At 55.7% G+C, this 19,556-nt stretch carries 8 protein-coding genes; 2 read left to right on the forward strand and 6 right to left on the reverse strand.

The window, feature by feature from the left end:
• Window positions 1-10: 10 nt before the first annotated feature.
• The 4 genes from ACRC4F_RS27995 to ACRC4F_RS28010 all read right to left on the reverse strand — a co-directional run bounded on the left by ACRC4F_RS27995 (window position 11) and on the right by ACRC4F_RS28010 (window position 15,679).
• Window positions 11-4,315, reverse strand: a complete 4,305-nt coding sequence (locus ACRC4F_RS27995) for an Ig-like domain-containing protein (RefSeq protein WP_438662254.1) — start codon at window positions 4,313-4,315, stop codon at window positions 11-13.
• Window positions 4,308-8,405 carry a neuraminidase-like domain-containing protein gene (locus ACRC4F_RS28000; protein WP_438662255.1) on the reverse strand — a complete coding sequence of 1,366 codons (4,098 nt, stop codon included), beginning with the start codon at window positions 8,403-8,405 and terminating at the stop codon, window positions 4,308-4,310. The genes ACRC4F_RS27995 and ACRC4F_RS28000 overlap by 8 nt, the downstream gene beginning before the upstream one ends.
• A gap of 54 nt (window positions 8,406-8,459) precedes the next feature.
• Complete coding sequence (locus tag ACRC4F_RS28005) at window positions 8,460-12,083, reverse strand: Tc toxin subunit A (RefSeq protein ID WP_438662256.1); 3,624 nt, start codon at window positions 12,081-12,083, stop codon at window positions 8,460-8,462.
• Between the two features lie 149 nt (window positions 12,084-12,232).
• Window positions 12,233-15,679, reverse strand: coding sequence for a hypothetical protein (locus ACRC4F_RS28010; protein WP_438662257.1), 3,447 nt, complete (start codon window positions 15,677-15,679; stop codon window positions 12,233-12,235).
• Window positions 15,680-16,135: 456 nt separating this feature from the next.
• Here ACRC4F_RS28010 and ACRC4F_RS28015 point away from each other — a divergent pair, with 456 nt between their 5' ends.
• Window positions 16,136-16,507: a DUF6124 family protein gene (locus tag ACRC4F_RS28015; protein WP_438662258.1), complete on the forward strand. Its 372-nt coding sequence runs from the start codon at window positions 16,136-16,138 to the stop codon at window positions 16,505-16,507.
• Between the two features lie 147 nt (window positions 16,508-16,654).
• Here the strand turns inward: ACRC4F_RS28015 and ACRC4F_RS28020 are convergent, their stop codons facing one another.
• Window positions 16,655-17,014: a PilZ domain-containing protein gene (locus ACRC4F_RS28020; protein ID WP_438662259.1), complete on the reverse strand. Its 360-nt coding sequence runs from the start codon at window positions 17,012-17,014 to the stop codon at window positions 16,655-16,657.
• A 238-nt stretch (window positions 17,015-17,252) separates the two neighbouring features.
• A complete protein-coding gene (locus tag ACRC4F_RS28025; protein ID WP_109634345.1) occupies window positions 17,253-17,627 on the reverse strand; it encodes a tetratricopeptide repeat protein in 375 nt (124 codons plus the stop codon).
• A 175-nt stretch (window positions 17,628-17,802) separates the two neighbouring features.
• Between ACRC4F_RS28025 and pyk the strand changes: the two genes are divergently transcribed.
• Entirely contained in the window at window positions 17,803-19,254 is a 1,452-nt protein-coding gene (gene pyk, locus ACRC4F_RS28030; protein ID WP_438662260.1) for a pyruvate kinase, read from the forward strand.
• Window positions 19,255-19,556 lie beyond the last annotated feature (302 nt).

The raw sequence follows: 19,556 nt of genomic DNA on the forward strand, positions 1-19,556 counted from the left end.
CACACCGACTTTAAGGCAACTCTGGGTCATCGAATTGAAGACGGAAGCTCTCTTGATCCTGAACAGTGCCGTATTCATTGAGGATGAAAGCACGAATGACCTTATAACCAACCATCCCCTCCGAGAAATATGTTTTATGTACTCTGCCTTCTTGATTAGACATTGACGTGCCATCAGGCGCGCTGCTTTTTTGCCAGTGGACCTCCTTGCCGACAATGGGTTGGCCGTCAGTCAATGAAAGGATCCGAAATTCAATAACTGCAGTGCCATCAATCGGATACTGCCCACCGCCTTCGATGTCAGTCATCATGCGCAGAGGCGGGAGTACCTCCACATCCAACGACTTTGTATCCCCCAAACCTACTGTCGCGGCAAGTTTTTGAAGCCCTGCCTGAGCGGGTGTAAAGGTTATCCGCGATTTCCCTTCCATGTCTGTAATCGTCGCTGGCAAAGACAATTCAGGAAACTCCCATCGAACCTGGATGCCCTCTCGCGGCAAACCGTCCCAGCGCGAAATCACTCTAATCTCGGCACTCGCTTCTTTCCCCCAAGCAATGGTCAATTCGGAACTTGTCAGATAATGAATGACCGGAACCAACCCGCTATATTTCAAGGTCGCCGTTTCCCACCCAAGCTCGCCGCCCTTTACAGTCGCTGATAATAAACCACGGCCGTCTGCGTCCACCGATAAAAAGTTCAACTGTGCAATGCCGTCGACATTCGTAAATGACGATGGTAGCGGTTTATCCCAGTATTCCCACATCACCTCGACGTCTTTTAGTGGCATGCCGTTTCGGCTTGACACAATCTTGACTTGTGCAAAAGAGTCAAATGACTGAGTGCGTACGGGCACAAAAAACTCACTGATCTTACGTGGTTCGTTCAATGTAAAAGCTACTGACACGGAATCCGAGTTCAGTTCCAAGCCTACCGTCGCTGTCAGCTCAGTCTTGCCGGGGATAGTCGGAACAAAACAAATGCTCGCCACCCCGTAGTAATTGGTCACAGAGGTCAAGACCCCAAGATCCGGACTGCGCCATGTCACCGTCTGCCCCACCATTGGCCTGCCACTGATGACTGACATTACCGTAACTTGCCAACAAAATTTCTGCCCCCAATCCAGCGTCTGATAAACGCTGCTGCCGCTGATTTTCAGCACCTGCGAGCCTTCCCCCACGGACATCGCATTCGCCGGCGACAGGCTCGCCAGCCGCTCCGAGGACAGGCGCAACGCAAAACTTCCATCCTTCAGATCGCCCACGTTGAACAGGTATTTCAATCCCGTGCTCTCAAACCGTCGTGGCACCCCGAGCCCTGACGACGAAAATTTGATAGCCAATGCAGCAGGTCCGGTCCCGGTCATTCCGAGTGTCAAATCGCGACCCAGCAACTCGCTGTTTGCTGGGGCCTCCAAAGCAATCGAGTGTTCACCCTTGCGACGCGGGAAGTAGGTTTTCTGGCCCCAGGGCTTGAGTTCGAGGCCATCAAAACTGACCATCAGCTCCGCCCACGGATCGCGCGGTAGCGCACGGACCGTCATGACGCGTTGCTCCTGATATCCGTCGTAAGGGCTCTGCACCACCGCCTTAACCTGATGCTCCTGATGAGCATCAGCCGGGGGAAAAGAAAACCCGGACCAGCCCTTCTCATCGGTTAACACCACGCTGGAGTCCACCCAGTTCACCGGCACCCCACCCACCGCTTTTCCGGTGAAATGAGAGAACACCTGCACCCACAGCCTGGCGGGCTCTTGCCCGATAACCGGATCCACCGCCGATTCGCGCGATGCCGCAATCCTGACCTTGTTATGCGCAAGCTTCATTGGTTTGACGACAGCGACAAAATTCAACTGGGGCACAGTCAACGCCACGCCAAACTCACCCGAATGCTGACTGGCTTTAAAGTCAAAAACCCAGCGTGCTCCCCCGTCGTCGAGGGATTGTGGTTGATCCAAAGCCGGCGTAATGATTGCGCCCAACTGATCGGCGGGTGTACCCGACCACGTCAGCGACGCCTTCAATCCCACCAAGGGGCTCAGCGCGTTCGGCACTACATTGAAATCATGCAGTGCACCCAGGCACGGATAGAGCGTCTGACCGTCAAGCACTGCCGATATTTGATCGAGCATCAGCCGCAGTTCTTCTGTCAGATCCACTGACACCAATCGCCCGGACAACTCTCGTGCGATGGCAACGCCTTCAATGTGTAACTCCAGCTCAAACAGACTGCTGATACTAAAAGCCACCGCTGAGGCGAGTGTCCATTCCACACCGGTTGCCAATAAAGGTTTAGGCGTTCCGGGATCACTGAGTACCAGCCCGATAGCCGGTGCAACACCGCGCCACTGCAAACTGACATTTTTGCCGATCCAGGGACTACCGGCGACTGGCACAACCTTCAGCGTATGAGTCTGGCCACGCCGACAGAGCACGCCCAGCGCACCCCGATCGACCTCCTCCCCATCAAGGAAAATCTTGACCTCACTCTTCCAGGGGCTGCTCGCGATCGCTTTCACATTGAAAGGTCGCTCAGTGGCCACGGCTTCCGGATGGGCCTTGATGCTGGCCATGACGATCTTATCCCCGGCACTTTCTGGCATATACCGCACACTGGCCCAGCCACCGGCTCCGGAGCGGGTCGAAATGGTGCCCTCGGGCGTCTTCCACTCAACCAGCGCATTGTTGACCGGATCGCCGGTGCCGCTGGCAATGACATGGACCACCTGAACCCGTAACAGCACACTTTCGTTTTCATCGATAACCGGAAACTTGTCGGCCTCCCGCACTTCGCCGACGTTGACCACGTTGCGCGCCAGCGACATGCGCTTTTTCGGCGAAGGCAGTAATAGAGAGGAGCAGACCAGCGCCAACTCGAATCGACCGTCAAGAAGATCATCGCTGGTCAGTGTCCAGTTCAGTTCGACACCCGTGGCCGGCACCGGGTGCTCTAGCGCCGGGCTGACAACAACGCCCAATTGCTCATGGGCGTCACCGCTCCAATGCAACGCAATCTCAGCTCCCTGCAACGGACTGTCGGCAGGTAGTTTGACGATCACGGGATAAACAGCACCCCGATTGGGATAGCCGGTCTTTTCTTCCCAACGCGTCGCGACGCCCTCGACGACTGCTGATATATCCTTCCACGGATCCGTGGCCAAGACTCGGACTGCAAACCTGTGAGTGACGACGCCAGTAGGAAAGTACAAGCTCTCGACCGATGCCTGGATCTCGATATCACCCGCTTGCGTCGGCTGAAACTCAAAGTAAGCCCAGCCTTCGTCATTGGTAGGGATAACCTCCATTACCTGCTGACCGCCAAGCGTCCAGGTCACCGGCCTCCCGCTGAGAGGCAGCGAGGTGTAATGCGAAATCACCTGTACCCCCAACCGTACACTCTGGTCGTATTCAAGCACCGGGTGATAAGCAGATTCAACCACCTCGAGGAACGCCAATCGATGATGTCCGAGCGATCCGCTCACCTGGTAAGGATCGGCGGTGTACTGGTTTCGCAGGATCAGTGAAAGGGGGATGGGTACGTCAACTTCCATCCGCGGGCAACTGATCAACCACGCCCTCTCAACCGGTTGATTGACGCGCCAATCCGGCGTCGCGAGAATCGCGTCATCCGGATTGTTTTCGCTGATCAGCGCGGCTTCGGTACCCCACCACTCGTTGTTTTGTGCAAGCTCGAACTTAACCTTGTGGGCGGCGTCCACGCACAGGTATAAAGGCTTGCCTTTCGGAACGGGCATGTCGTCGAGCAACAATGTCCGCACCTCTACCGGTCCCAGGTGCAAAGCGAGTCTGATTCGGGTGAAGCAGATCTTCGAACTAACGTCTGAAGGTTCGTTCTTGGGACTGAACACGCCTATGGTAATGACGTCCTGACTTTTAAGCCCTAGCTGCAGTTCTACTTCGTACTCGATAGGAGCGTAGACCAGCGGTTGACCGCGAGTGAGACGCGCCTGATCTTCCTCCTGATTACGTTGCTTGCCCGGCTCAAGACTGATCTCCTGTTTTGCCTCCGACCCGTTGATGCTGATCCGCATCAATCCCGCTTTGGTATGTCGTGTCTCGCACAGAAAGCTCAGGATATACCGTGCACTACCGCTGGCATCTATGGGGAGTGTTATCTCTTGACTGATGGAAGACTGATTACCGGCAGCCATAAAAGTGATGCGTTCATCCTGATAAAACTCACTCTCTGGACCGAGATAATCCTGACTGATCGGGCCTTTTTTCCAACCGTTGAACGCCTCGAGGAAATACCCGTTGCGTACTAAACTTTCATCAGCCTTAATAACGGGTTCACTCATGGCTGCCTGCTCCTTTGTCCTGCTTTGTTTGTCCAGGTGTTGTGGCCTGGGTCACCATGTCTTCCACTCTGCGCGTGAAGGTCGGTTCGCCGACTTTGGCCGTATAACGAATACGCACGATGATGTCGGTCAAAGAAGCCAGCATCGATAGCTGCGGCTCCTTGCTTGCCCAAGGGAAATTCAACATCCAGCGAGAGATCGCCCCGGTGTTTTCGAAAGGATTGAGTAAACCTTCATCGGGTTTCATCGCGACCATGCCGTTGTCGGCGATGCCTGTCGACAGGGCTATTCGCTGACCGCTGCGCAGGTTGAATAACACATCTGCCGGGGCTACTCCGTTGCCAGGATTGTGCAGGTACTTCACTGATTGGGCGGTTGCCTTGGTCGCGATCGTGCTGCTGACCTGATGCAGAGTTGCCTTTACATTTTCGTAAGGTCCAGTCAGCACCGGCAGATCGACTTCGACCAAACTGATCTGCCGGCAGAAATGCCCCGAATGATCGCGATCAAAGAACAATTGGGTGAGATTGAACTCCAGCGATCCAGTGTTGAGCAACTGCGCCAATGCAGATTCCCAGTTGTCTATTCCTGACTGCGGATCGACCGTGTCGTCAAACAGCTGCCGCAACGAGATGGTTTTAATCAACTCCAGCCGCCGCTCCTGGCGCTGCAGGTATTCACGCTCCATGCGCAGCAAATGCCCACGCAGGTGTTCGCCTGCCGTCAAGCCGTGACGACCGTCCTCCCACACCTGAGGCAGCGGAATCTGTGAGTCGTAATCGCCGGTTTCGGCATTAAGCGAAGCCTGGGCGCTGAGGCACAGGCTGACCACCGCGTCGTAAGCCTGATAATGCAAGACCTTGAGCTGGCCAAGCAGCCAGCCGAACAGTTCGGCATTGGTCGCCCGTTTTTTCAGAAAGTTGTAAACCGTCAACGCCTGACTGTTGGCCCGCAGGGTCTGATCCAGGCTGGTCCGGGCTGCCAATACCGCATGTTGCTGCGCGACAATCTGACTGCCGATCGCCAGAACCTCTGCCTGTGCCTGATTGCGCTGCAACTCCCATTCGGCGCGGCGGCGGCGGTAGGCTTCGGTGGTTGCTTTTTTGTCCGCATCGATTTGCAGCACCGATGTGGCGATGTCCAATCCGTAGCAAACAGCATCGATCAATGAATCAATGCGGTGCCCGCCGTTCGCCACCCCAAACACGTTGGGTAAAGCAGCAATAGCAGCACCCACCGGCTTTAGGGCTGAAGAGGAAAGCGCCAGTATTTTTGACTTGTGCAGGCTCTCCATGACCTCGTATTCAACCGCCGATACGTTTCCTTCAAAGAGTAGCGAATACGCATCAGCCCGCTCTTGCGCCACGGCCCGACTGCTCGACAGTGCAGACACACTTGCTACCATTTGGTCGATGGTTTGCCGCTGCACGGTCACGGCAAAGGCGCTCTGGTCCACCAAATGGTTTTGTTGCAATTCCTCCTGCTCCGCCCGATCCCGTCGTTCAAGCAAGTCCAGCACCTGATTACCGTAATCCTGCAAGGTCTGCACGGCACGTAACGCCGCCTCGAATGTAACGCGCCAGCGAAAAGCACCTACCACCAGGCGCCCCCCCATCGGTCTCGGCCCGGCAACCCCACCATCAGCAAGATCACTAAGCAATTGGCCAGCATCTGTCGGTGGGCTGAAGAGTGGGATTTCCAACGGCCTGCCGTCGAGGGTGAGGTTGTTGCGCAGGTTGTGTAATCGATTGTCGGGCGATGCAAACAGATCTAGCAGAACTTGATTGATCGGCAGTTTGAAAGGTCCGTTCGCCAACAACCCCAACAGTGGTGGGGTATCGGAGGCGGCAGGAAAATCCTTCAGGTTGAAATCGAGTTGTTGTTCAAACTTCTCCAGTGCCGGCCGCGACGCGCTGCTTTTCAAAAGATCGTCAACGGTCGCCGTTTCCCAGCTGCTCACAGTGCGTATCAAGGGAGCCTTGCCCATCAGGAACTTGGCCTGGACGTAGCACAACTTGGCCGCCACCAGACTGTCCCGAGTCAGTTGACGGTAATACCAGTCGCCCCACGCCATCAGGTTATTGACGTACTCGGTAAACATCAGAATCTGAAAATGGCGGGGGGCGGAATAGCCGATGGCGTCCGGATCGGTAGGGTTCTGGATTTCAGAGCCGGGATTACCGGGGTTCGTCAATGGCCGGCAACGCCAGTAAAGCGGTTTTGGGTTCGGGACACCGGACTCCTCAATCCCTTGTGGATCAAACACGTATCGCAACCAGTTCTGCGCTTGCGTAAAACGGTCTTCTTCACGCAAGCGTGTAGCCACCAAGTGCGGCAAATGAAAAAACAGCTCCCAGAAGAACAATCCGTTGGCGCCGTCGAATGCACCGTTCAACTCGTTGAACGCCACAGAGGTCGGGGGCGGCTCCTTCAGGAACTGTGTGTCCCAATCCAGTACAGCATCGACGGAAATATTGGATCGCTGTACGAGTTCGGGACCGAACAGCGAGTTCAGGCGCGTGTATTTCAGCGCCAGATCCGCCTGATTGAACGCGAGAAATTGCGCTGCATCGACGGTGTTTTTTTGCAGGGCCGGAGGAGTGAAGTGCGCAAGGTTGCCAATCGTTAAGGTAAAGCGTTTGTACTTGGGATTTGCTTCACCGAAAGTAAAGGTAGCCGGGGCATTCCAACCGTCCTTTGTCCGTTGAAATACCAGCCATTCGGTACTCCAGCCACCCTCAACTCCAAAAGATTTCTTGATCGGAGCCGGGTCTCCGCCGGCCGAAGACACTAATTTCAACTCTAGCTCCATTGTATCCGCGGGGAATGGCGTTCGCGGGCAAAAACCTTGCACAAGGAGCACATCGTTGTTACCTACAGGAATCACAACGGCGCGCAAATCCAGATACGGAATCAAGTCCCACGCGCCGGAATCGGTCGAAACAACGATCTTCGGTTGATGCATCAGTGGATGCTGTACCGTTTCGGCTTTAATAAAACGATTCGTCGCCACATAGTCCAGCCAGTATTCGCCTCCGGTCACAGAGCGCATCAGCACATCACGTTCCGCCGCGACCTTGAGGGAATCCACGCCCGCCTTGCCGTTATTCAACAGTACGCCAAGCTTGCCCTTGGGGTGGTGATGGTCGACCAGCACAGTCGCAATCAGGCGGGCGCCAGCGGTGATGTCATTCGCATGCGCAGAAGAATGCAGGCTCAGCGGTGCGGACCACTGACCGTTTTGTGTCATGAAGGCCAGGTTGATATCGAGTCGGTAAAGCAACTCCGAAATCGCCGGTTGATCGACAGGTGTGTCTCGCCAATCGACCCACACCACGCACAACCGTCCATTCCAAAACACCAGACGGAGGTCCAGCACCTTCGCACCCGAGGGAATTTCTATCGGCAGCCATTCAGTCCACGCTGCCGGATTGACGGCGGTTTGCTGGATACCGAGTTCAACTTCAGCTTTACGCCAGTAGTAACGGCCAGGCGCAGTCCGCGTGCAACCAACGAAGAAATAATCCGCGCGAGCGGGCGTTGGCGGGCGTGAAACATCGCCCTTGTAGCCAGCCATGAAGCAGCTGATCACGTCCAGGTCACAGGTCTTCTCGAACGTGTGCAAGTAGTCCTGTAGCGCCGCTTGAACCGAGTCAGTGTTCAAACTGCTCTGGTTCAGGTTGTTTTCGAGGGTTTTGAACAGGCTGGACTTGCGCTGGCGGACAAAAGGGTTGATGAAGTTTTCCGGGTAGCACAGGATGTATTGCAGCGCCGCCCAGTCAGGGTAATTATTGTAGAGCTCCCAGGTGTCCAGGTCCGGTTTGCCGAACGAGTGCTTCGTGTAACCGGGCTCCATTTTACGATAGGCAGCGTGAATAAATTGCTGCGCGCAACTCGTCGCTTCAGCGACCCAGGAATTTTGCACCGGGTAGCTGTCCAGCGGATCCATGCGCAGCAGTTCGGACAACTCGTCCGGTGTATGCACAAAGGAATAGGTCTTTTCCCCTATTTGTTTGACTTTCCCGATTGCGTATTCCATCAACGCGAAGCGACGCTTTTCCTGCAACCGACCAACGATATTCGATGCCATGATCCTATCTCCTTAGCTTCAACCGGGGAACGAACGTCAGCGAGCGACACCTCATCAAGGGTTCCCATCACCGTCGAAAGTAATGGGCTCGAACAGGGACTCTGTTTCGCTCTCGCTATGGACGCTGATGGTGAATGTTCCGCCGGTGCGGCTTGAGACAAACACTCGCGTAAGACCTTTCGAATCGGTGAAGCCTTGAACGGGCCGGATACTGAGCAATTTGTCCTTATCCCCGTCCTTGGCTTTGAAAGACCACCGCACGAGTTTGTTTTTTCCAAGATTTGAATAATTGTCCAGCAGCGTGGCGAAGAGTTCGACTTCGTGACCAGATGCCACGGGGCCCAGCGGTATTGGCGACATGAGTGGCCGTGGAAAGCCCAGGGTCGAGGGGTCGGCCATGACACTGATGGTGGGGGCATTCACCGCGTCAAAAAGATCCAGCCAGAACTGCGGTGTTTCCGAGCCCATCTCTTTGCCCGGGATAAATTCCGCTTTGAGTGTTCCATCGATCTCGGTCGGCTTTGTGGCAATGGTGCCCAGGGTGGCGTGCCAATAAACGTTGACCCCGCTCAATGGGTTTCCTGCCGCGTCCTTGAGGGTCACCAGAAAAGTGATTTTTTCGCCAGGTTTATTGGCCACCACCTCGTTGTCGCCTTCCACACGGCACGTCAGTTCGACGAGTTGATTCAGGTCGCTGGAGGTTTGAATGAGGGGCTCGCGCGCATCGGACAGGCTCAGCAGGGCGTGCTCAGCGGCGTTGGCATACGCCTGCTTCTCAATGGCTGTATCAACGGACTCAGGCAAATCGCCGATCAGAAAAATCGTCTGGGCATTCATACCGCTGTGCGCCGACAGCACGCGTATGCGCATAAAAAGGTCCAGTTGTCTCAGATTTTTCAGAACCTTGAGTGCGGGATCGATACGACCGACACACTCGCGCACTTCCTGAACGCTCCAGCCAAAAAACTCCGCTAGCTTGATGGACGAAGCCTGCTGAGCCAGTATCGTGGCTTTTTCGCCCATCGTCGGCAGGTGGTTGACCTGACGCAAGTAGTCGAGCAGTTTCTGCGCCGGTTGCTCGCTCAGTTCAAACGCCCGAGTGAGTGCGGTGAGGTAATAGAGCGTTGCCATCGAGAACGCGTGCTTGTTGTCCTGACCTATCCAGGCTTTATGGCCGTAATCCAGGTAGTCCTGTAACAGGACGGCACTCAGATTCAGTTTGGCCACCACCGCACTGCGACGACGCACATCCGCCATCAGCGTAAGCAATGGATCAGACTGTTCGTTGCGCCGACGTGCTGGCTCGTCAGGCCCCGTGCCCACCCGATCGAACACCAGACGCAGTAGCTGATAAATCGATGCATTGGCCCATGCAAGCACCTGAACGGCTTGCTCTGCGTCAATGCCGGCATACACCGCCAGGCTTTCCTTGGCCACCGACAATTGAGCACCGCGGGCCTGCATGAGCACGCCGTACATCTGCTGGACAATGTTCGCGCGGACCGTGGCTTCAATGTCGCCCAAGCCGTCCTTGACCACCTTTTCGATTTCTTCGCGAGCATAAGCCGGGTAATCGGACTCTGTCGTGGGCGGTGCCAGCACCAGGCCATCAGGATCGGCCAGGCGCCGTAGCAGATCGATCCAATCGGCAGCCGGCAGCGGCGGCACTCCGGCCATTAATAATGTGGCGTTGGTAAACCGCGCAGCAGGTAACAGGTTGCCGACCCTCGCGAACAGTTGCAGTTCAAGTTCCGAGGCGGCACTTGAACGCGGTTCCGATACTTGCTGCAGCATCCACAGCACCGGAATATCACGATCCCGGCACCAGCCCACGCACGAATGCATGGCGTAGATCAGGTTCAACACATCCGGCGTGTCGCCTGTGGCGGCTTTGATTTGAGGGAGCCCGGCCAGTCCCTTGACCCAGCTATCCCCTCCCAGCAATGTCAGCATCAACACGCCTTCTACCGGTGTGATGCCCAACATACGCGGCAGTTTCACGAGGCGGTAAAAACTGGAAACAATCGCCGTGCTGCGCTTGAGTCTGGTTTTGTCTATGAGCTCATGCGCCTGAGCAATCGCCATGGCGAGGTAAGTGTAGGTTTGCAGATCAATATCCAGGCCGTTGCACAGTTGGCTGACCGTCAAGTCAGTCGACCCTGCTACAGGCAGTACCGGAAACTCCTGATTATCGAGTTTAAAAGGCTGGCGATAATCACCTTGGTTATTGAAGACCTGGTCGAATTGCGAGAGCGCATCCCCGCGACCGTAAATCGACAGTTCATCGATAAACACTGCGAAGTCCTGGGCAGTACAACCGTAGCGCTCGCGTAACGACTGGAAAAGCCCCAATGCGTGCACCACGTTGGCCGTTATCCACCACACATCTTTAGCCGCGCCGCCCCGCACATCAGCCCTGATAGCGGCAACCAGCAAGGCATCAACCTGGTCGGTGGGCAGCCCCAGCCAGTTGTCCAGACGAATCTTGCGGTTCAGTCGGTCGTATCGGTCAAGACCCGTGTCGGAATCGGTGTTCTCTGACAATTTATGCATGAAATCAGGCCCGTTTCCGCTAACCCCCACAGCCGGTGATCTATATGCATTAAGATAAACCGAACCGGAACGTTCGCTTTCCGGGCCTGTAGGCGTAGCCGTGGCGTACGTCACATTGGCTGAGCGCTGAGGCAGAAAAGAGATGATTGATAGCAATGCCTCGATTCTCGGTGTATCTAGTTTTGTCCGCTTACCGAATTCCCTCACCTCAATCAGGCTTTGATACTTTCCCAGATTGTCTGTGCCGAAGTTTTCATTATAAAAAGTTTCTCTATTGTCAAACTTCACGGCAGGCTCCGTCAGCAACTTGCGCTGATAAGGCCCCAGCCGCGATGCATGGGCCAGCGCACGTCCGGCATCGGCATCCCAAGCCTCCGACAGTAGAAAATAGGGGAAATGCAAGTCAACCATGTGCGCAAAATTGCCCACCGACAGCCCATGATGCTGCGCAATGGCGTCCACGGTGACCCAATGCTGGTAATACGGCAGCCCGTTCGGGTAGCGCGCCAGAATCAACGCATCCTCAACCCCAGTCGCCGGCCCATGCTTAGTGATGAATGCTTCCAGCACCGACACGATGATGTCGACCGAAGACACCGACTTGTGCACCGCGTTGAAGTCCACCGCCAGCGCTTTCAGGTCTGTGCGGCGATCATGCAGGGGATATTGTTCTTTTTTGTCGCCAACGACTTCGATACGATCGTTGATCCATCGCAGCAGTTCGATCAGATAAGCCACTGGCGATGCGATCGACTCCAGGGCATCCGGTGGACAAAGCGCGTCAAACACCGTGCCGAATAACGTCTCATAACTTGGACCCTCGACAAACGACAACAGCCCGCTCGATGGCCCTGTTGCTGCCGTTTCACCGGCCGTCAGGGTGTGCTCGATAAATTGGCGTCGTACATACACAGCCATGCTGTTGAGCCGTCGCAGAAACTGCTCTGCCTCCTGAGGGGTGAGTTCAAAATCCTGGACCAAACCACCAAGCCCCTTTTCCACCAGGGGAAAGATTGATCCGCCGTCGGTGAGATAGGTTCGCAACCTGGAATATTGTTCGAGTGTTTTCGGACTAATCACCTCGTCGAATAGTTGCACGGCGGGGCGGTTGGGCGAGTCAGCCATGGTTCAGATTCCTTGAGTCAATAGCAGCCGCAATAGCCTGACGATCCCGTCATGCTGTACGTTCGGTGATTGGGATTTGGCGCTTAAACACAGCCATTGCCTACTGTCATAAATGACAGTTTTCACAACCGTTCATCGAAAGTTTGGCGTCAGGGTTCAGTTGGCGGCGCAGACTCGACTTCGAAGCGCTCACTGTCGACCCAGTCGGAATACGTCGCATCGTCCACGCTGTCCGTGATGGTTTGCCTGAATCGGTACCACAGGCCGCCAGTGGGCAGCTCTCGCGTGGCCACGCCCTGCCAATCCCTTGAGACCGGAATATCCGCGACCCATGTCTGGTCTGGATTAAACCAGCTCACTACTTCTCCGACCCCCTCCCTGCCTTGGCCGTTGAACTCGACCGGATGAGTGACCCAGCGTCCCGCTGCGGGCGACTCGATAGTGGGCACGTACGTACCCAGCAAAACCGATCGTTCAGGGGAATCGGCGGAATCGAACCCATCGCACGAAGACACGGCCACGAGAATGCCGGGCTCATCGAGTTCCAGCGTCAACGACCATGTGCGATCTTCCAGCACCGGACTCTGACCCAACTCCGTACGCTGCGCGTTGATCAGCTTCACGCTTACCGTGTCCCCAGGCACGCCGAAGCCCGACGCCACCACCCGCCGACCGATCCGTTCGCCCTGTGCCGGGGTTTCGAAAGTCGGCGACGCTGGTACGACGTTACAGGTCAGTTTCCGGCTGTCTTTTGACGTCAGCCCTTCAAAAACCTGCCTGGCCCGGATGGTTTTAGCCCCAACCGGCAAGGTCACCTCAGCTAGCCAGCGGCCGTTATTGCCCACCGGAATGTTCGTGAGTAAAGGCTCGACTGCGCCCTCCTGCCAGACATCGACCCGCCCACCCGGCATGGCCCAGCCCTCCAGTGTCGAGGTTCGCGGCAGATCTCCGTTCTCCATCGGCTTCGTGATGATCGGTGGCAATACAACAACTTCAATCGTGCGCACATCACTGCGCAAAGACTCCCGTCCGTTGAGCGTTTGTTGTGCGTCGATGTTGTACCGACGAAATTCGAGGTTGGTGAGGTCGATCGACCATTCACCCTCTTCACCCAGCACTTTGGGTTCACCCAGAGTTCTACCGAATTGCGCATCGCGCAGTTGCATCGTGGCCCCGACCATGCCGCTCGTCCCTTGGACAGTCATATCGCGGCCGACCTCGCTGTTTTCGTCCGGGCGAGTGATTTGCGGTTTAAGCATGGGCACTTTGACCATGAAGGTCGCGGTTGCTGCCGGCGAAGTTTGCTCGGCGGCGATCTGGATCACGCTGACGGTATAAGGGGTATCCGGAACAAAAGGAAGAGTACGCTGAAAGGACCAGCGGCCATCGGTCACAACGGGTGAATGTGGTGTGCCTGATTCTCCGCTGTACGTTAGATTAACGACTGCACCTGGCCAACAGGTGCCAGATATTTTCGGAGAGAGGCCATCCTCTTCCACCTTTTCAATTACAGGTGCCAACGGCGGGATGGTAACCCAGAGCACAGTCCATTCCGGTGACTGCGTGCCATACAAATATTGCTTGATATAAACGTCTCTTTTAAAAGTCGGCCCCCACACCGCAGGCGCAGCACTCGACCACAGACTGTTGGACACCATTGCTTCAGGGGCGGCCGCGGTGTTGCCACCTTGATTAAAAATATGCACCGTCGCGCCTGTGTAACCTTTGCCAGAGAATGTCGGCGTATAACCATTCGTGTAAATGACGTCTCTTGTATTTGCTAACACTCTATTGACGGCAAACGTATATGGCTGTGATTCAATCCAGCCATTGGCATAGTCGGAAACCTTCTGAATTACCTTCAGTTTGTACGAACCAAAGGGCCAGTTCGTCGCCGTTGTTTCCCACGTGCCAGCTGTCACCAAAACATTTTGCGGCGCGGTGCCGCCCGGTCCGCTCTCTATAGTGATTACGACCGTGGCACCGGTATGGCCGGTACCTGAAAACTTCACGGTGGGTTCGTTTGGATCGGTGACGGTTACATAGGTTAAAGCAGGAGGGCGAACTTTGATCGCCACCGGCCCACTTTTTCCGTAAAGCCTACCTTCAAACTTTAGAAGCGCCACAATACTGAAGGGTCCGGGAGGCATTGCATTGGCACGAGTGGTCAGCGTCCATGTCCCATCTGACCGCACCAGTCCTTCACCGATTTTGAAATCATAATTGAGATCCTGGACAACCTCGACAGTGTAACCTTGCCGACCGTGAGAGCCGTAGATCGGCACTTCTGGATAGATTGTATCTCCGGATCTTGGCTGCGTAATATAGATGAGGACCTCTTCATCAAACAATCGAAAGGTGACTTCCGACCAGTCGGTTAATCTTTCATGCCTAGCAGCCAGCGTAAAATCCCCTACATCAGAACGGCTTAAATCAAGCGTTTTTTGCCAATTCCCATAAAGATCCGCATCGGCATTTCCAAAATTATGCCCCCCACCCTTTATCGAGATCTGAACCTTGGAATATGGGGCCGCCCCATTACCCGTGACGTTCAACGGTAGGTACCGGTTTATTGACGCATTCTGAAGTGGATAAGTAAAAGTCGGATTAGTAACTGTTACGTCGCCTCTATCTGACCATTCGGAGAATGTGTTACCAAGATACTTGCGATCTGGGAAATACTGATTACAGTACAGGGTGTTATGACCCAAAACCAAACCAGATACGTTCGCGCTCCAACTACCGTCACTACGGACTATCGCTCTGCCGGAGACTGAGGTTTCACCACCTTTCACCAGAGTAATAGTCGCCCCGGCGACTCCTCCGTCTCCAGATATTTTCGATTCTAATAAAGTAGTGATTCTGGTTGTGATTCGAGGCTTGAGAAGAATCACAACACGTAGTGCTACACTGGGCACAAACCAATCACCCCAATCCCATATCTGAGCAATTAAATCATAAACGCCTGGATCCAAAGGCTCTGTAAGCGTCAACTTAGCCTCACCATCGCTATTCGTTCTTGAATTTGGACACAACTGCTTCCATGTTGCGGCATTTATAATATTAATATTCGCATTCGGATGAGCAACCAGATGAAAGTACTGGTACTGGTCCATTATGTTTCCCTGCACCCAGTTATAAAACACGGGGGTTACAGTCTGCCCCGGACCCCATCGTTCAGATGAAACCTGTGTATTGGAGACTTCCAAGACGGCGTCGTTTTCGAGCGATTCTTTTGACAGAATTGGTTCACTTCCTAGACTTCCAATGTCTATTCTTACCAGCTTGCTCTGCATCCACCAATCATCTTTGCCATTCCACAACCAAACAAGTAAACAATGTTCACCCGGTGTAAAAGGGCCACAACCCAGCGTAAAGTGACCGTCCCCCCCCATTTTTACTTGATTGCTCAAAGTGACACTGGTATGAGCATCAACGATTCTGACGAAACAATCACCATGTCCACCTCCTTTCACCACTATCATGTTGCCATTTTTTATCACCTCCGTAACATAGGGTCTCGACCATACGAGTTTAGCTTCAGAGAGAGGTGAAACTTTATTATTCGTAAGTTTATCTTCTGCATCTTCTGCCATGACCCTCTCCTTCCCTGTTTTTTGCTAAGTGGCTTCCTTTCTACTTCGTGGCCCCAGCTCTGCCTACCTGTAAAATCTGACAGTTCAGACGAACGGTATGGAAGACAATATGCCTGTTCACACTGATCCTTCTGGCGGTCGCCAAGTGACTACACCTCCTTGCGCAACGGACTACACATCCGCCAGAATCCGCCGGCTTGTGCACCTTGGCCTAGCCCCGTAACTTGATCCACGTCGCTGCCAATCAGCGATCGGGTTTAGTCGCCCGGCGGTTCGATACATGTGTATAAGCGTCATCCAGTCGGGTATTCCCTATCCCCGCACTTGATGGTGGCTGTTCGCAGGGCGCCCTCGGGCGCGCCGGAATTCGTATCTCCGCCGGTCGACTAACCTGCGTCCAGCCGCCACCCTCCGTTTAGTCGCGAGATGGTGGTGGCCCCATAACGGAGATCGATCATGTTCAAAGCAACTCCAAATCCCCCCGAAACCGACCCGGTTTCCCCCTACGCCACCCTCGATTCAAGAAAGCTCCACGCCGCCGCCGACAAGGCGCTGGACCATTACCTCAAACCCGACGTCGAATCCCTTCGCTCCTCCCAGGACCGCGCCATGAAAATGTTCACTGTTGTCGCCGATGCCAATCCCGAAGCGTTGAACATCGAGACCTACGAAACCTTTTCGACGGTCAGCACGTTGCTGCTCGACCTGGCGGACAGCCTGGACGACAAGCCGCGGCATCTGGCGATGGCGATTTACCGGATGAGTGAGTTGGGGTTGATGCTGGTGGAGCGGTCGCTGGATAACGAGCGGGCGATCAAGGTGCCCTGAGCTTGGATAACAGGCGCCTGGACTGACGCCTTCGCGGGCAAGCCCGCTCCCACAGATTTTTGCGGTGTGGCTCAGATTGCATGCACACCAAAATCCCTGTGGGAGCGGGCTTGCCCGCGATGGCGTCAGTATGTGCGCCGCAAAGCTTCAGGCAGAAGCAGGCAACGGCTGAAAACTGAAGTACTGCGTCAACGCCTCCACCAATTGCCCATACTCCGGCGGCGCCCGTTGCAGGCTGAACCCGGCGTCGTAATGCTGGGGGGTTTCGTCTTCGTGGCACCACAGGCAACACGCCGTGAGGTCAATGACCTGCTGGCAGCCTTCGTGGGTGGGGATTTTCAAACGCAGGTCAAAGTCGACGCCCACCATCATCGGCAACTGGCTGATGAGCATCAGCCCGTCGGCGGAGACGTTGCCCAGAAAGCCGATGGGTTTGTCAGTGACACTGTTGAACACTTTCAGAAAATACGGCAGTTGATGCCGCTCGATCCGGCGGTCGGTAAACATGCGCAGTTGGCCCAGCAAGGCCCTTAAGCAGGGCCGCACTAATGCTTCGGAACGTGCCGGCTTTTTCATAAGCCTGAGCGCGCTCTCCCCGATCCCGGTGCGTCAGTCCATCAAACCGCTGACGCTTACTCCTGCCGATCACAGGTATGACCTCGGTCCGGAGGCAAGGCTCTAAAACCGATCTCCTGGACTATAGCTCACCACCGCCGGGCGGCCAGCCGTTGCATGCCAGCTGCCATCAGAACCGCGTCGGACGCACGGCCGCCGCGCTACGGGTCGGGTAATGGCCCAGGCTCTGCAAGGTTTCCAGTCGCGCACGGGCGCGGTAGGCGTATTCGCTTTGCGGGTACGACGCCATGATGAACTGATAGGTCTGCGCCGCATCGATGAACAGCTTCTGCCGTTCCAGGCACTGGCCGCGCATCATCGAAACTTCCGGCCACACATACGGCCGCGCACGGCTGGAGCGTTCGACTTTCGACAGTTCGAGCATGACTTGCTCGCAATTGCCGCGGTCGTACGCGCTGTAGGCGTTATTCAAATGATGGTTCATCGACCAACGGGCGCAGCCCGTGACGCTGAGGGCAAGGACGGCTATGAGCGCGAATCGCATGGGGGATCTCCTGTCTTGAGCGCTGTATCGGCCCGTGAGCAGAAATCTTCAGGAATGTTCGGTTAAAGATATAAACGAATAACAAAGCTCTTCACAAAAAGTAGTGCAGATGAACAATGACTACACCCCGAGAGCATAGTAGCCTCACTCAGCGCTTGAACTCAGGAGTCTTTGCATGTCCGTCCGTCGTACCAAAATCGTCGCTACCCTTGGCCCGGCCAGTAACTCGCCGGAAGTTCTCGAACAGCTGATTCTGGCTGGCCTGGACGTCGCCCGCCTGAACTTCTCCCACGGCACCCCCGACGAGCACAAGGCTCGCGCGAAGCTGGTGCGTGACCTCGCTGCCAAGCACGGCCGCTTCGTTGCCCTGCTGGGTGACCTGCAAGGCCCGAAAATCCGTATCGCCAAATTTGCCAACAAGAAGATCGAGCTGAAGATCGGTGACCAGTTCACCTTCTCCACCAGCCATCCTCTGACCGAAGGCAACCAGCAAGTGGTCGGCATCGACTACCCGGACCTGGTGAAAGACTGCGGCGTGGGCGACGAGCTGCTGCTCGACGACGGCCGTGTGGTGATGCGCGTGGATACCGCCACCGCCACCGAACTGAACTGCACCGTGCTGATCGGCGGTCCGCTGTCCGACCATAAAGGCATCAACCGTCGCGGCGGTGGCCTCACGGCGCCGGCCCTGACCGAGAAAGACAAGGCTGACATCAAGCTCGCCGCAGAAATGCAGGTCGACTACCTCGCCGTGTCCTTCCCGCGTGACGCCGCCGACATGGAATACGCCCGTCAACTGCGCGACGAGGCCGGCGGCACTGCCTGGCTGGTGGCGAAGATCGAACGCGCCGAAGCCGTGGCCGATGACGACACCCTCGATGCGCTGATCAATGCTTCCGACGCGGTGATGGTTGCCCGTGGTGACTTGGGCGTGGAAATTGGCGATGCCGAACTGGTGGGCATCCAGAAGAAAATCATTCTGCATGCACGCCGCCACAACAAGGCGGTGATCGTCGCGACCCAGATGATGGAGTCGATGATCCAGAACCCGATGCCGACCCGCGCCGAAGTGTCCGACGTGGCCAACGCCGTGCTCGACTACACCGACGCCGTGATGCTTTCGGCGGAAAGTGCTGCCGGCCTGTACCCGCTGGAAGCCGTGCAAGCGATGGCGCGCATCTGCGTCGGCGCTGAAAAGCACCCGACCAGCAAGACCTCCAGCCACCGTATCGGCAAAGTCTTCGAAAGCTGTGACCAGAGCATCGCCCTGGCGGCCATGTACACCGCCAACCACTTCCCGGGCGTGAAAGCGATCATCGCCCTGACCGAAAGTGGCTACACGCCGTTGATCATGTCGCGCATCCGTTCTTCGGTGCCGATCTACGCGTTCTCCCCGCACCGCGAAACCCAGGCCCGCGCGGCCATGTTCCGTGGCGTCTACACCGTACCGTTCGACCCGGCATCGCTGCCGCCTGAGCAAGTCAGCCAGGCTGCGATCGACGAGTTGCTCAAGCGTGGCGTTGTGGAGAAAGGCGACTGGGTCATCCTGACCAAGGGCGACAGCTACCACACCATCGGCGGCACCAACGGGATGAAAATCCTGCACGTTGGCGACCCGATGGTCTGAGTGACCGGTTGCTGAAATAGAAAAGCCCCGCCATGTGAATGGCGGGGCTTTTTGGTTTTTGATCCGGGATGTGTGTTGTTTAGTCGGGCCTCATCGCGAGCAGGCTCGCTCCCACAGTGGATCTGTGGCGTTAACAAAATCCCTGTGGGAGCGAGCCCCGATCCGGCTGAGTCGCAGCGATGTTATATTTCGCCAACGTATGCATGGAAACCGCTCATCAAGCAGGCCAAGAATTCATACTAGTTATTCTTCATGCAGCCAAACTGACACACTCACTTGCATGTTTATGCGTGCCTTTCATG

Source organism: Pseudomonas sp., assembly GCF_051660785.1.
In the GTDB taxonomy this organism is placed as follows: domain Bacteria; phylum Pseudomonadota; class Gammaproteobacteria; order Pseudomonadales; family Pseudomonadaceae; genus Aquipseudomonas.